The 16,325-nt window shown below is 51.6% G+C and carries 6 protein-coding genes; all 6 read left to right on the top strand.

The features are described 5' to 3' along the window. The first annotated feature begins 200 nt into the window (after positions 1 to 200). The 6 genes from dctP (at position 201) to Q0K07_RS13200 (ending at position 16,325) form a co-directional block, all read left to right on the top strand. Positions 201 to 1,235, top strand: coding sequence for a TRAP transporter substrate-binding protein DctP (gene dctP / locus Q0K07_RS13225; protein ID WP_294559827.1), 1,035 nt, complete (start codon positions 201 to 203; stop codon positions 1,233 to 1,235). A gap of 18 nt (positions 1,236 to 1,253) precedes the next feature. Next, positions 1,254 to 1,763, top strand: a complete 510-nt coding sequence (locus Q0K07_RS13220; protein ID WP_294559826.1) for a TRAP transporter small permease — start codon at positions 1,254 to 1,256, stop codon at positions 1,761 to 1,763. Then, a complete protein-coding gene (locus Q0K07_RS13215; RefSeq protein WP_294559825.1) occupies positions 1,753 to 3,054 on the top strand; it encodes a TRAP transporter large permease in 1,302 nt (433 codons plus the stop codon). The genes Q0K07_RS13220 and Q0K07_RS13215 overlap by 11 nt, the downstream gene beginning before the upstream one ends. Before the next feature lie 263 nt (positions 3,055 to 3,317). Further along, the gene (locus Q0K07_RS13210) at positions 3,318 to 4,919 is read left to right on the top strand and encodes a (2,3-dihydroxybenzoyl)adenylate synthase (RefSeq protein ID WP_294559824.1); all 1,602 of its coding nucleotides are present in this window, start codon (positions 3,318 to 3,320) and stop codon (positions 4,917 to 4,919) included. A 38-nt stretch (positions 4,920 to 4,957) separates the two neighbouring features. Then, positions 4,958 to 11,632, top strand: a complete 6,675-nt coding sequence (locus tag Q0K07_RS13205; RefSeq protein WP_294559823.1) for a non-ribosomal peptide synthetase — start codon at positions 4,958 to 4,960, stop codon at positions 11,630 to 11,632. Between the two features lie 25 nt (positions 11,633 to 11,657). Further along, a complete protein-coding gene (locus Q0K07_RS13200) occupies positions 11,658 to 16,325 on the top strand; it encodes a type I polyketide synthase (protein WP_294559822.1) in 4,668 nt (1,555 codons plus the stop codon).

Here is a 16,325-nt window from a genome sequence, read left to right as displayed (position 1 = left end):
CCTTCATGGCATCCTCCCTATGCCGACAATAAGAACTTTTTACCCTTTTGGCAATTAATGAGTCCTGAGCCTAGGAGTTTTTGGAGGAGAGATTATCGTAAGAAAATGTTGAGTGTGAGAATTTGTACGACATAGACTGCGATGTCGTATGAAGGCTGAGGATAAAAAGGGGGGAATATGTCTATTGGAAGAGGAAGAAAATGAAAAAAATCGTGCAGACCTTATGCGGTGTGGTTTTGAGCTGTGCTGTCGTGTCGTTTCCGGCGGTTGCTGCGGAGCAGTTCATCTTAAATTTTGAAACAGGTCTGGGGTCTCAGTCTGTACAACAGGTGCGGACTCTGGAGGCTTGGAGTTCCTCGGTGGAGAAAGCTTCCCAAGGGCGCATAAAAATCAATCTTTATCCCAACGGTTCTCTTGCTAAGCCTAATGTTAATCTTATGGCTTGCCAAGATGGACTGGTGGATATTGCCTATCTGCATTCCTTTTTTTTCACGGACAGACTGAAGGCTTTGGAAACTCTTTATGTTCCGGGATTGAACATTACCGATCCGCGCGCAGCTTCGCTGGCCGTATGGGAACTGATGGAGAAGTATCCTGCTTTTCATGAAGAGGCGAAAGGGGTGAAGATACTAGGAGTACATGTTTCACCCATGGTTATAGGTAGTGTAACCAGACCAGTAGAAAGTACGGATAGTTTCAAGGGGTTACGTCTCCGTACAAATGGAAAAAGTACGGCCGTACTTGCTGAGTATATGGGATCTTCTGTAATGACAGTGCCTGGTCCTGATATTTTTATGAATCTTCAGAAAAAAATTGTGGAAGCTGCTGTTGCCGCATGGGAAGGGCATCGGGGCTTTGGACTTACGGATATATGTACCTCGTTTACAGAAGGGGATTTTTTGCCCCCCATTTATTTTTATCTTGTTATTAACCAGAATCGATGGAATGCTCTTCCGCCCGATTTGCAGAAAGTGATTGAAGATGCAAGCGGAGCGCATTTTGCTGCACTAGGAGGAGAAACAGAGTCTTTTATTGCGGCTGACGTGAAAGCGGAGCTCGGCAGAGAAGGTAAAAGGATAATTACTCTTTCTGGTGAGGAAAGAAAAAAAATGAATCGGGTATGCACAGAAGTTCGGGAAAGGGAACTTGAACGCATAGAAAAAGAAGGCGTGCCTGAGGCTAAGCGTTATGTTTCCGAGTTTATGGAACTTATGAAGAAATATGAAATGCAGTAAAATGGGGGAATTATTTTTATGAAAGCTGCTGCAATATTGCGCAGCGTCGTGAGCAGTACAGCCCGCTGGGGAAATCGCGCGGGCTGTGCTTTGCTTTTTTTTATGGCGCTTTTGATAACGACAGATGTTCTTGCCCGAAGTCTAGTAAATACATCCATTCCAGGTGTTTTCGAGGTAATAGAGGTTTGTATGGGGGCTATGGTTGGCTGCGGACTTGCATTTACAGGGACAACCCATAGCCATCTTGATGTGGAGATTATAACTGACCTTATGCCATTACGCGTCCAGTGTATTTTGTATGGATTCAGTAACATGCTTGGGTTTCTTTTCTGCTCAGCGACGGGATTAAAGACCCTGAGCTATGCTTTTGATGCATTTAGAAATGGAGAATGTACACCTACGACAAGTTTGTTGACTGGTCCGTTTATTTTACTGCTGGGAGTAGGTTTTTTACTGCTTGCTGTGGTTTTTTTGATTCATGCTTTTGAGGGAATCAAGCTCAGGAAGGAGGTGCGTCATGACAGCTGAATGGATCGGTTTGGGGGGACTGGTTGCACTGCTGACCCTTCTTTTTCTTCGTGTACCAGTGGCTGTGTCCATGGGGGTTGTGGGGGTTGCAGGGATGATGGCCTTGATTGGCATAGAAGCAGGAGGAAATCTTTTACGCACGGCTCCATGGACTAGTGTTGCCTCGTATGACTATGCGGTTATTCCTCTGTTTATGTTTATGGGGAATATTTGCTTTCATAGTGGAATCTCTGAAGAGCTATTTAGAATGCTACATCGCCTGGTAGGGCATTTTAGGGGAGGACTTGCTCTGGCTACCGTGGGGGCCTGTGCCGGATTTGCCGCATTGAGCGGAACGACGCTGGCGACTGCCGTAACGATGGGCTCTGTGGCTTTACCAGAAATGAAAAAGCTTGGCTATGACCCTGCACTTAGTACTGGAGTAGTAGCTGCGGGAGGAACACTGGGTGTGCTTATTCCCCCGTCTACGGTACTTGTCATCTATGGAATGCTTACGGAACAAAATATTGCAAAACTGTTTATGGCAGGAATTATACCTGGGATTCTTCAGGCGTTGTTTTACGCTGTAACAGTGGCTGTTATATGCCGTCTGAAGCCTGCTGCTGGACCTGCCTGTGCACCTTTCCCTTGGAAGGAAAGGCTGGTGTCACTCAAAGCCTCTTGGTCAGTATTAGCTCTTTTTGCGTTGGTAATGGGAGGAATATGTGAAGGTTGGTTTAGTCCTTCGGAAGCTGCTGCTGTAGGTGCCGTAGGCGCACTTATTCTAGCACTGGGGCGCCGCAGACTAACTCTGCAAGCCATTGGCATATCGCTTATGGACGCCGTTAAATCCACTGCTATGATTATGATCGTCATGGTGGGGGCTATGGTGCTGGGGTATTTTTTTTCGGTCACTCGTATTCCCTTTACTCTGGCATCTGAGGTGAGTTCTCTTGATTTAAGTCCTTTTATGATAATGGTGATACTTATATTAATGTATGTTATTCTTGGTTGTGTAATGATACCTATTGCCATGATTGTGCTTACAATGCCAATAGTTTTTCCTCTTATTACATCTTTAGGGTATGATCCTATATGGTTTGGTATTATTATAGTTAGAATTTTTGAAATAGCGCAAATAACACCTCCTGTAGGATTAAATGTATTTGTAATTAAATCAGTTGCTCATGATGTTCCGCTTACTACAATTTTTCATGGTGTGTCATGGTTTTTAGTGGATGATATAATACATCTTATGCTACTTTTTTCATTTCCTTCATTAAGTCTTTGGCTTCCTTCAATGATGAATTAGAGAAATATATTTTTAATAGAAGTAATATAGGATGTTATAGATACAGTTTGTGAGAAGTAAGGATGTGGTCAATTTTTGGTCTGATAGGGAATGTTCAGCGATGAACAGCACGGGTTATGCTCTCTGCCGAGTGATGTTTAGAGGTGTGCTGTCATAACTGTGTATATGCGGTGCAATATTTTTTTTGATATATTTTGATAATGAATTTCATTTTCATATAAGCATGCTTGGTTTGGCATGAGCGCAAGAAAGGAGAATGGAGAATGTATCAGGTTCCAGAACGGGAATACGTGGAAAAAGGGTATTGGCTTCCCCGGACTTTGGGAGAAGAATTGCATGAAGCAGCTCATAAGTACGCTGCAAGAACGGCAGTTGTTGCTTCGGACGGTACAGTGACATACGAAGAGCTTGATCGGCTTGCAGATGAATATGCTGCCGGCTTGGCAAGCCTCGGCATAGAGGCAGGGGACAGAGTACTTGTACAACTTCCTAATAAACTGTCCTTGATCATTGCGGTGTTTGCCCTGTTCCGAATTGGAGCTATTCCCATTATGGCGCTTCCCGCTAGTCGTCAGGCGGATATTACGGCATTGTGTTCCCTTGCGGAACCTGTAGCTTATATTACCACTGACCGCTCTGGTTCTTTGGAGTATGGACCCACAGTAGATGCTCTGAAGTCGAACTACTCTTATCTTCAGCATATCATCACTGACAATGGAGGCATAGAAGGAACGATTCCTTTGAAGAGTCTGCGGAAGCGAGGGGGGAAGCCGCCATTCAAAAGTTTTTCCTTTACGGATACGGCGTTGTTGCTGCTTTCCGGGGGGACTACGGGTACACCAAAGCTTATTCCTCGCCGGCACACCGACTATGCTTACAATGCAAGGGCGGCTTCCGAGCGACTGAGCCTGTGCGAGACGGACGCGTATCTTGTAGTGCTGCCTGCCGCTCATAATTTTTCTCTTTCCGCTCCAGGTATTATTGGAACATTCATGCATGGTGGCAAGGTTGTTCTCGCGGGAAATATCGGTCCGGAGGAGGCTTTTGCACTTATTGAACGTGAGCGTATTACTTTTACGGCTCTTGTTCCGGCACTGCTGAATTTGTGGCTGGAAGTTAAAGAGTGGGAAGATGCGGATATTTCTTCCCTGCGCTTTATCGAAGCAGGTGGCTCAGCAGTAGATCCGGGAATGGCGGCTCGTGTAGAGCCGGTACTCGGCTGCAAAATGGTCAATGTGTTTGGAACGGCAGAAGGGCTTATCTGCACTACGTCGCTGGACGATGATGAGGAAACCATCTGCAATACACAGGGGTGGCCCATTTCTCCTGCCGATGAGGTACGCATGGTCGATGAGTGCGGAAATGACGTGCCTTATGGACAAGCCGGGGAAATGATAGTGCGCGGTCCGTACACCATTCAGGGATACTATCGTGCCCCTGAAGTGAATAGCTATGCGGTTACGGAGGACGGTTACTATCGAACCGGTGATGTTGCTCGTTTTACGGCGGAAGGCCGGATTGTGGTCTGTGGTCGCATCAAGGAACAGATCAATCGGGCAGGTGAGAAGATTGCCCCCGTGGAAGTGGAAACTGTGTTGCGTACGATGCCCGGTGTTACTGATGCCGCTGTCGTGGGAGTGGAAGATGCGGAACTTGGCGAGCGTATCTGTGCATGGATCATAACAGATGAAAATGCGCCTTCCCTGACGGATGTATATTCTCATTTTGAAAAAAGCGGCATGGCCCGTTTCAAATATCCCGATCAGCTTGAAGTTGTGGAGGCGTGGCCTGTGACCAGTGTGGGTAAGGTGGATAAGCGTATTCTGGCTGTTATGGCTGCAGAGCGCCGAGCCGCCGGAAACTGAACATTTTCCAATGGATGATTTTGGGAGCAGGTGAATACATGGCAGTTAAAGACCCCACAGTGATAGAGTATAATGTTGTCCGTCAGACTATAGAAAAGCTGACTGCGACAACACAGTTTTCCGATACGGATAATCTTGTCGGCTTTGGGCTGGACTCTTTGAAGATCATGCGTCTTGTCAGTCGCTGGCGTAAAGCCGGTGTGAAGGTGACATTTGCCGAAATGATGGCAGAACCGGTACTTCAGCGCTGGATGGAGATTCTGCGTCTCAGGGCAGGAGAGAAGGTTCTAGAAGATCACATGGAGCGAACGGAAATTGAGAATGCTCCTTTTGCTTTGACTGATGTTCAGTATGCCTATTGGATAGGGCGCAGGGACGGACAGGCTCTTGGTGGGGTAGGCTGTCACGCCTATATAGAACTGGACGGTCGTGATGTTGACCCTGATCGTCTTGCCGATGCTTGGCGCATAGTGCTGAGTCATCATGCTATGTTGCGTACTGTTTTTCTTGAGGACGGCAGTCAGAATATTCTGCCGGAGGTCTGTTCCGACGCTCTTGTCGTGCATGACTGCACGCGGATGGACGGCAACGAGGAAGCCGCTTTTCTCGCTGAGCGGAGAAAGGTGCTCTCTTGCCGCCGTCTTGAAGTGGAAAAAGGCCGTCTTGCCGGCCTTGAGCTGTGCCTTCTTTCTGGGGGACGTACCCGCATTTTTTTCGATATCGACCTGCTGGTTGCGGATGTGCAGAGTTTTTGCATAGTACTTCGTGATCTGGCCGCTGCCTATGCTCGTGGTGTTACCCCTGCGGCACCGGCAGACTGGCGATTCTCCGACTACCTGACGAAAAAGAACCTCCGGATTCGCGCTGACAGAGAAAAAGACTCCCTTTGGTGGAAAAGCCGGCTTTCTGAACTTCCCGGTGCGCCTGCTCTTCCGCTCAAATGCGATCCATCGCAGGTGGAAAAGGCCACCTACAGGCGGCGCATCTTCCGTCTTTCTTCTAGGGAATGGAATGCGGTGAAGGAGGAGGCGAAGGTACGTGGCGTCACAGCCGCCATGGTGCTGCTTACTGCCTATGCCGAAGTGCTTGCCCGGTGGAGCAGTAACTCTAGATTTTTCATCAATCTTCCGCTGTTTGACCGTGAAACGGGAGACGCCGGACTGGAAGACGTTGTAGCTGACTTCACCAATCTTCTACTGGTAGATGTTGACTGTACGGAAGAAAAAACTTTTTTTGCCCGTCTGGGAGACATACAGGCCCGCTTTTACGAGAATGTGGCACATTCTTCCTTTTCCGGTGTAAGCGTGCAGCGTGAGCTCGCGAAAATACGTCCTGGCGATACGTTCATTGCTCCTGTCGTGTTCGCCTGTAATCTGGGGACGCCCCTTCTTACCGATGAATGCCGGGAATATTTGGGCGTGCTGCATGATATGCTTTCCCAGACACCTCAGGTCTGGTTGGACTATCAGGTATATGAAAGTTCCGACGGTGGACTGGTACTTGCCTGGGATACGGCGGAAGAGCTTTTTCCCGAAGGCATGGTGGATGATATGCTTCTTGCTTGCGGTCATCTTTTACAGAAGCTCGCTGGAGACCGCGATTTTTGGGATTGCGTACCTGATGTCTTACCCGAGCGTCAGCGCGAGGCCCGGGAAAAGGATAAGGCTCTGGCACAGCCTGCGCCAAACGCACTTCTTCATGCCGGATTTTTTGAATTGGCCGAAATTCACGGCGAACTCGTGGCCCTTGTGGACGGTATGACGGGAGAGAGCGTCACCTATGGAGAACTTGCACGAGAGGCGCTTCGTGTCGCCGCACTTCTTCAGGAACGGGGAGTGCAAAAGGGGATGCCAGTGGCCGTTACCCTGCCGAAGGGCAGAGAACAAATCATTGCCGTGCTGGGTGTGCTTGCCGCAGGTGGCTTTTATGTTCCAGTGAGTCATACACAGCCTGCGGCAAGGCGGGAGCGTATACTCCATCGTACGCAGGGGCGTTTTGTTCTCGGTGCTGCCGATGTGGTGGAACCTTCCTCCCTTCCTGAGGGTGTCGAATTCGTGGATATCGCGGATCGTTTTTATAAATCTCCGTTGAACGCTCCTGTTGACGTGGATGCCGCTGACCTTGCCTACGTCATCTTTACTTCCGGCTCCACGGGTGAACCCAAAGGTGTGGCCATAGAGCATCGCGGCGCGGCAAACACCATCCGAGATATCAACAGTCGGTTGAATCCGGGTACGATGGATGCATGTCTGGCAGTATCCTCTCTGGATTTTGACCTGTCCGTGTACGATATTTTCGGCACTCTTTCTTGTGGGGCGAAGCTGGTGTTGCTGAATGAAGCTACGCGCCGGAGTGCAGAAGACTGGGTTGAGGTTGTCTGCCGTCATGGCGTGACGATATGGAATTCTGTGCCCATACTGTTGGATATGCTTCTTGTCGCGGCCGAAGGACGGGGATGGAAATTACCTTTGCGCGTGGCTCTTCTGTCTGGAGATTGGATAGGACTTGATCTGCCACTCCGCCTTACCGCATGCACGTCCCAGGCACGTTTCATTGCCATGGGAGGCGCTACGGAAGCCTCCATCTGGTCGAACATCATAGAGGTTCCTACACCTGTGCCATCTTTTTGGAAATCCATACCGTATGGAAGGCCGCTGTCTCTCCAGAGTTACCGTGTCGTGGATGCGAGGGGGCGAGATTGCCCCGACTGGGTGGAGGGAGAACTGTGGATAGGCGGGGCTGGAGTAGCCCGGTGCTATCTTGGTGATGAGAAGCGGTCTGCCGTGAGCTTTTTGGAGCAGGGAGGAGTCCGTTGGTACAGAACCGGCGACATGGGACGCTTCTGGCCAGACGGAACCATAGAGTTTCTCGGTCGTGTCGACAGTCAGGTGAAAATACGTGGGCATCGTATTGAGCTCGGAGAAATAGAAGCCGCCATGCGGCAGTGCCCAGCGGTGAAGGATGCAGTTGCCGTGACCGTGACCGGATCACGGGGAATACGCCGGCTGGGCGCGTATGTAGTGGCCGGAGTCTCTATGGCTGATGATGAACTTTTTGAAAAAGTTCGTTCCTTCCTAGTCGACCGAGTACCGGAATACATGATTCCGTCAGTGTTCGGCAGACTTGAGAAGCTGCCCCTGTCTGCCAACGGAAAACTGGATCGCAAGGCGCTGCCTGCCTTTGAGGAGAAGAGTGGGACGGAAGAGCGACCTCTCTCTGTCATGGAGCAGGCGTTGGCCTCCATATGGCGGCGTGTTCTCATCCTGCCCCATGTAGGAGCAGAGGACAATTTCTTTGAGCTTGGGGGAGACTCCCTTATTGCAACGCGTCTTGTGGCGGAAATGCGCCGGGAGTTGGAAAGGGAAGTTACGTTGGACATGCTTTTCCGTTTTCCGGACATTGCCTCTCTTGCCCAATGTCTGAATGCAGAGAGCGGAGTGTCGGAAGATACGGGTGATCTGCCTGCCGTGGAGAGTGATGAGGCCGGGCGTTTTCTTCCCTTCCCGCTTACGGATGTGCAGCATTCCTACTGGATAGGGCGTATAGGCGCGTATGAACTTGGGAATGTTTCAAGTCATGTCTATTTTGAGTTTGACAGCGAGGGTATGGATCTGGAACGGCTTTCCTGTACATGGAATATGCTGGTGCAGAGGCATGACATGCTGCGCGTGGTAATTCAGGCAGACGGTATGCAGAAGATACTGCCTTTTACAGCGCCGTATGTCTTCCGGGTCTATGATCTGCGCAATGGAGAAGAGGCCGGAAAAACCATGGCAGAAGTGCGGCGGAACATGTCTTCTCAGATACTTTCTGCAGATGTATGGCCGCTTTTCGATATACGTGCTGCGCTTTATTGCGAGGATGGAAAGGAAAGAATGCGCCTTTTCCTCGATTTTGACGCCATGCTCGCCGATGCATGGAGTATTTTCCTGCTGCTTGAAGAATGGCGGAAACTTTACGACGATCCTGAAACCAGGCTTTGTCCTCTTTCCCTTTCCTTCCGCGACTATGTGCTTGCAGAGAAAAAGCTGGAAGCGACGGCACGCTGGCGCAGGGATTTTGAGTACTGGAAACAGAGAATGGAGTCACTTCCCCCGGCTCCTGAGCTTCCCCTTGCCAGACAGCCTTCGGAAATTGCCCATGCTCGTACTGTTCGTTTGGCTTCTTCTTTGGAGTCGGCCGTATGGACGAGACTGCAGGAGCGCATACGTACTCTGGGTCTATCGGCTTCGAGTGTGCTCGTATCGGCCTATGCGGAGGTGATAGGCCGCTGGAGCGCATCTTCGCGCTTCACGCTTAACCTTACGCTTTTCAATCGATTGCCGCTTCATGAGCAGGTAAATGACATTGTAGGGGATTTTTCCTCTATTGAGCTTCTGGAAGTGGACATGGATGCCGAACCTTTGTTCCTCGGCAGGGCAAGGAGGATACAGAGTCGCCTGTGGGAAGACATGAGCCACCGTACGGTGAGCGGCGTACGTGTCCTGCGGGAACTGGCATCATCGGGGCGGGTCATGCGTATGCCTGTGGTATTCACCGGTGCAGCGGGTTTCGGAGGCGCAGGACGCGATGCATCAAGCTTTTCCGGACTCGGTACCCTTGTCACCAGTCTTACTCAGACACCGCAGGTCTGGCTGGATCATCAGACCTATGAGCAGGATGGCAGACTCATGCTCAACTGGGATGTCGTGGAAGGTCTTTTCCCCGAGGGAATGGTAGAGGATATGTTCTGCGCCTATGTGGATCTGTTGCATCGTCTTGCCAGTAATGAGGACACATGGTCGTATCGGAACGTTGTTACTCTTCCTGATAAGCAGCTTCGTACTCGGGAGGTCTACAACGATACGACGTGGAAGCATAATGCAGGCACGTTGTCCTCTCTCGTTCGTCACGCAGCGCTGCGCCATGCAGATAGAGCTGCGGTGATTACCTCACGACGCACCATGACACATGGTGAACTCTACCGCCGAGCCTGCGCCGTGGCTCATGCCCTAGTGGAAGCGAGAGTGAAACGCGGTGACCTGGTGGGCGTTGTCATGGAAAAAGGCTGGGAACAGGTGGCGGCTGTAGAAGGTATTGTTCTTGCTGGAGCCGTCTATGTGCCCGTCGATGCCCATGTTCCTCCTGCTCGTCTTGCACAGATAGCAGCTGATGCCGGTATGAAAGTCATACTTACCCAGGCTGATCTTGCTTCCACTCTGTGCTGGCCCGAGGAATCATGTGTTATTGCCGTAGATATTCTGCCGGAATCTGAGGATGCTCCAGAAGATTCCGTATTAGAAGAAGATCTTGCCTATATTATCTATACATCGGGTTCTACCGGCAGCCCGAAGGGTGTGGCCATTGATCACCGTGGTGTGGTGAACACTGTGCTGGACATGAATGATCGTTTCCATCTGACGCCAGACGACAGGCTTTTCGGACTCTCCGCACTGCATTTCGATCTTTCTGTATATGACATATGGGGGGCGCTGCTTTCAGGCGCAGCCGTGGTTCTGCCGGATGCGGATAAGCTGAAGGATCCTTCCCACTGGCAGATGCTGGCTGCGGAAAAGGGGGTCACCATATGGAATTCCGTACCTATGCTTGTGCAGATGCTGGTGGAATATATGGAGTTTTTTGGGAAATTAGGCAGTGTTCCCCTGCGCCTTGTTCTCATGAGTGGCGACTGGATACCCCTTGATCTTCCTGGGCGTCTTTGTATGGCGGCACCGTCTGCCGTGCAGTACAGCCTTGGCGGAGCCACGGAAGCCTCCATCTGGTCCATTTTTTATCCCATCGAGACTGTGGATTCTGGATGGAAGAGTGTGCCTTACGGCAGGCCGTTGCGTAATCAGCGCTGGTATATTCTGAATTCCCGTCTTGAGGATTGCCCTGACTATGTTCCCGGAGAGCTGTGTATTGCCGGAACAGGTCTGGCGCGGGGATACTGGAAGGATGCCGTCCGTACGGCTTCGAGTTTCTTCACACATCCCGATACGGGGGAAAGGCTGTACCGCACAGGCGATATGGGGCGTATGCTTCCCGACGGACAAGTGGAATTTCTCGGGCGTAAAGATTTCCAGGTAAAAATCCGCGGGCATCGCATCGAACTTGGTGAAATAGAGTCGGTGCTGCTCTCCAGAAAAGATGTGCGTGAGGCTGTCGTTGTGGTTTCTGGGGAAAGTGCCTCTTCGCGTAGGCTTGTGGCTTGCGTGGTGACGGACGGAAATCCGGATACGGAAGAGCTGCTTCAAACTGTACGGGAAAGACTGCCCGATTACATGGTTCCTGCCGTGGTTATAAAGATGGATTCCATGCCTCTTTCCTCCAACGGAAAGGTGGACAGAAAACGTCTTCTTGCCCTGGCGGAAGAGTGCAATGTGCCGCGGAAACAGGTTGTCGAAGTTTCATCGGAAACGGAAAGCAGAATTGCTGATGCTTGGGCCGCCGTCCTAGGACACAGGCCTGCGGGCATTGATGATAATTTTTTTGATGCAGGGGGGACTTCGGTTTTGGCCGTACGCCTGCACAGGGAATTGACGAAAGTATTTGCAAGGGAATTTCCCCTGGTAAGCGTTTTTACTTATCCCGACATACGCACTATGGCGGCGTTTCTGGAAGGTAAGAGCTCCGGGAAGGAGACATCACTTGCATCTTCCGGGCGTGCAGCCATGAGAAAGAAACACCTGAAAGACCGGGCCGTGATGCGGAAGAGACGTTCGACGTTTTGAAGGCAGTAGGCGTAGCGGAGAGAACATGGCGACAACACTGGAAGAAGAAAATGAGGTGATTATGACGGAAGACAGGGATAGCGGACTTATAGCGGTCATCGGCATGGCGGGGAGGTTTCCTGGTGCCAACTCGCTGGAACGCTTCTGGGAAAATCTGGTATCCGGTGCCGACGTTCGCACGACGTTCACCGATGAAGAACTTGCACAGATTATTCCCGGGCGCCTTCTGAAAAACGAGGAATATGTAAAGAAGGGCTATATTCTCGGCAACGTGGACAGATTCGATGCTGAATTTTTCGGTTATACGCCGAAGGAGGCCGAGGAACTGGATCCTCAGCAGCGTATATTCCTCGAATGTGCCTGGGAGGCCTTTGAGGATGCAGGACATGTACCGGGAGAGGAAGCCTCGGTAGGAGTATACGCAAGTATCACGCAGAGCAGCTATCTTGTTTCCGACAATCTTACCATGCCGGAACACCCCATGCCTTTTTTCAGCAGGCTTATGGGGAACGACAAGGACTATGCCGCCCCAAGAGTAGCGTATAAATTCGGATTGAAGGGGCCAGCCTTCAGTGTGCAGAGTGCGTGTTCCAGCTCTCTTGTGGCTACGGCTACGGCTTGCCAGGCGCTTCTGGACTATCAATGTGACATGGCGCTTGCCGGGGGGATTTCCATTTCGCTTCCGGAAAAGACGGGGTATCTTGCCGGGCAGGATGGAGCCATGTCGCGTGACGCATGTTGCCATGCCTTTGATCATCGTGCTTCGGGCATGATGTACGGCAACGGTGTGGGTGTCGTACTGTTGCGCAGGCTGGAGGATGCGCTTGAGGACGGAGACCATATCTATGGTGTGGTACGCGGCTTTGCTGTGAACAATGACGGTGCCGACAAGATAGGTTTTTCTGCTCCCGGCGTTCATGGACAGGAAAGCGTACTTCGTGAAGCCCTGGAAATTTCCGGTGTGGAGGCAGGTAGCATTACCTTCATAGAAACACACGGCACGGGCACACCTATGGGGGATCCCATGGAAGTGCGTGCTCTGGAAACTGTGTATGGGCATTCTTCCGTCCCCTGCGCTCTGGGTTCGGTGAAGACCAACGTAGGCCATCTTAATTCCGCCGCGGGTATAGCCGGATTCATTCGGGTCATGCTTTCTCTCGATAAAAAGATGCTGACTCCTGCGCTGCACTATGAAAAGGCCAACCCGGAGATAGACTTTGAGCACAGTCGGTTCCATGTTCAGGTTGAAGCCTGTCCGTGGACATCTGAAGGTCCTCTGCGGGCCGCAGTGAGTTCCTTCGGCCTTGGCGGTACCAACTGTCATATGGTTCTGGAAGAGGCTCCCCGCGGCAATGTTTCTTTTTCTGAGAAAAAATGGAGCGTCATTCCTCTGTCTGCAAGAACGGAAGAAGCACTGGAGAATATGACCAGTAGGCTTTCGGCTTTTCTTGAGAAGCATCCGCAGACGGATATTCGGGATATCGCCCGTACTCTTCAAAGGGGACGCAGGCATTTCGGATGTCGGCGTGCATTAACGGCGGACTCGACGTCATCGCTGCTGTCAGAGCTGACGGATAGGCGGTGGAAGGAAAGACTTGTGGAAGGAACAGGGGAAGGCTCTGCCAGCAGCGTCTATTTTCTGTTCCCTGGGGCGGGGTCCCAGTATGTCGGTATGGGCAGGGAGCTTTACGAAGAAGAACCCGTGTATCGTGACGCCATAGATGAATGTGCTCGCATTCTTTTGCCGCTGCTTGGGGAAGATATCCGCAATATTCTTTACGCACAGGAAGTGGACAGGGAAGCTGCGTCGCAGAAGATGGCCGCTCCTACGTTCAGCTTCGCATCGCTCTTTGCCACGGAATATGCTCTTGCCAGGTTTTGGCTCCATCGAGGTATATGCCCGGCAGGCTATGTAGGGCACAGTTTCGGGCAGTACCTGGCCGCAGTCATGGCCGGAGTGTTTTCTCTTGAGGATGCCCTTGCCATAGCGGTCAGGCGCGGTCAGCTCATGGACCGGGTGGAAGAGGGGGCCATGCTTCTGCTCTATGCCTCCGAAGAGAGCATTCTTCCTCTGTTGCAAGGCAGTTTATCCATTGCCGCCATTAATGCGGAGAAACTATGTACTGTTTCCGGTCGTCCCAAAGATATGGAAGCCTTGGAAGAAAAGCTTGGTGCCATGCGTATTCATTATCGTCGTGTCGCAGCAACCAGAGCCGGACACAGCGCACTTATGGAACCTATCCTCGATGAATTTCAGGCTATGTTGTCCTCTGTGCGTATGAACACTCCAAAGGCTCCGTTGCTTTCCAATGTTTCCGGGACATGGATGACTGATGAAGAAGCAGTCAGCCCCGAATACTGGACGGGTCACATTCGCCGTCCCGTGCGTTACAGCGAAAACATAGCGGCCATTCTAAAAGATAGCAACGCTGTGCTTCTGGAAGTCGGTCCGGGCAAGATCCTGGGAACTCTGGCCAGACGGCACGCCGATCTCAAGGGGCAGTCCATTGTGTTTTCCATGCGCGATGAAGGACAACACGTCAGTGATTGTCAGGCTCTGGCCGCAGCCTGTGCCGCTTTATATGCCTCCGGCGTGGATCTGGTCTGGCCAGAGTCGGGAAGGCGTATTTCGCTGCCTACCTATGCCTTTGCCGATACTCGCTACTGGTCTGAGGAGGCTTGTTCTCGCAGCCGGATGGAAAGGAGAGAAACCGCGCTTGCGTCCATGATGGGCAAGCTTATGGAAAAGAAAAACTCGCTGGACGAATGGTTCGTACTTCCTCAGTGGCGGCGTACTTTTTTACCATGCATGACCGGCAGCGAAAAGAGCGCGCGTGTTCTGATTCTTGCCGACTCCTCAGGTGTAGCCGACGCTCTTGCGGCACGCCTTGCGGAGCATGGCCATGAGAGCATTCTTATCCGCCGAAAAGGCGAAGCTGCGCAGGGTGAGCTTGAGCTCTGTCCGGGTAGGGAAGAAGACATGCTCTCTATGCTGAAGACTTTGAAGGAACGCGGCTTTGTACCGGACCTTGTCATTCATGCATGGCTTGTGGGGTGTGAAAGAGAGGGGGACTTGTATGCGCAGGGCTATCAGAGTCTCGTAGGTCTTGTGCGTTCCCTCTCCGCGTCTGACATGGAAGAGCGTCCGATCGGTATTGCCGTGATTGCCGACGGTATGCAAGAGGTGACAGGGCAAGAGATTCTTGTACCGGAAAAGAGTCTGATTCTCGGGCCGTGTCGCGTTATTCCCAATGAATACGGAAATATTCAGACATGTAGCATTGACGTGGAAATCCCCAAGGAGGGAGAGAAACTGCCGGCGGCTGTGATTGATGCCGTGCTGTGTGATGTCTTTGCACTCAGAAAAATTCTGACAGGCGAGAGCCCGGCGGCAGACTATGCGGAAACCATCGCTTATCGGGGACTCTGCCGTCTGGAGCAGACGTTTGCGCACATTCCTCTTACGGAGAATGGCACAACGAATAGCGTACAGCTCCGCCGGGGAGGCGTCTATATGATCACCGGTGGTTTCGGCGGTGTAGCCTGTGAGCTCTCACGTTATCTGGTGAAGGGCTGGGGGGCGCGCCTTGTCCTAGTGGGAAGAACTTCTCTTCCTCCTCGGGAGACCTGGGATACGATACTCGCATCTCCCGGGGCGGACGAGGGCATTGCTCTTCGTATCCGTCAGGTGCGAGAGTTGGAATCTATGGGCGGAGAGTGCTTGGTGTGTTCCGCCGATATTGCAGACATGGAACAGATGTCTCATGTGTGTGATATGGCACTGAAGTATTTCGGAGTCATCAACGGTGTCTTCCATGCTGCTTCAACGGTATCTTCAAGCATGATACAGGTGCAGACCGATGAGCGAGCGAGGGCCGTCATTAATACCAAGGCACTAGGTACGCGGGTCATAGAGCAGATCATGACGCGAACAAATCCTGACTTCGTGATGCTCTTTTCCTCTTTGTGCTCCAGTACGGCTCCCTTGGGCTTTGCGGATTATGCTGCGGGTTGCTGCTTCATGGACACCTATGCTCGTGCCGTGTCGGGCCGACTGCCTTACCGTGTGGTTTCTGTAAACTGGGGCTACTGGGAAGGCGTAGGCATAGGAACTGTGCTGCTGCCGAAGATGATGGAGACTGTGGGCGGCAATGTGGAGGCTCACGGTATTCTTGCCGGAGAGGGCATGGAATGCATACGCCGCATTCTCGCACTGCACGAGGCTCAGGTCATGGTTTCTCCCTCGGACTATCCTGCACTTGTGGCGGAACTCAGAAACAGTGCAAAAAACGTACTCATGGATTACGCACAGGGAAAAAATTCTCAGACAACGGTGAAAAGGCCCCGTCTTTCCGTTCCCTACGCTGAACCTCAGACTGCTGTGGAAAAGGTGATCGCCGCCGTATGGCAGGAAATTCTTGGATTTGACTCCGTAGGTTGCGATGACGCTTTCGTGGAATTGGGCGGTGATTCCCTGCACGCCATCCCCATGGTGAGCAGACTGGAGGAAATTTTCCATACAAAGGTGCCCATCCGCGCCCTGGTCACGGAAAACACTGTGAGAAAGCTTGCCGCATACCTGGTCAAAACTGAAGGAAAGCCTGGCAGGACGGCAAAGATTGCAGAACTTTACATCAAAGTAAAAAACATGTCGGATGACGAGATCAAGGCCATGCTTGCCCGCAGGTCATAG

Source organism: uncultured Mailhella sp., assembly GCF_944324615.1.
Taxonomy (GTDB): Bacteria; Desulfobacterota; Desulfovibrionia; order Desulfovibrionales; family Desulfovibrionaceae; genus Mailhella.
This window is presented reverse-complemented; position numbering and strand designations above follow the sequence as displayed.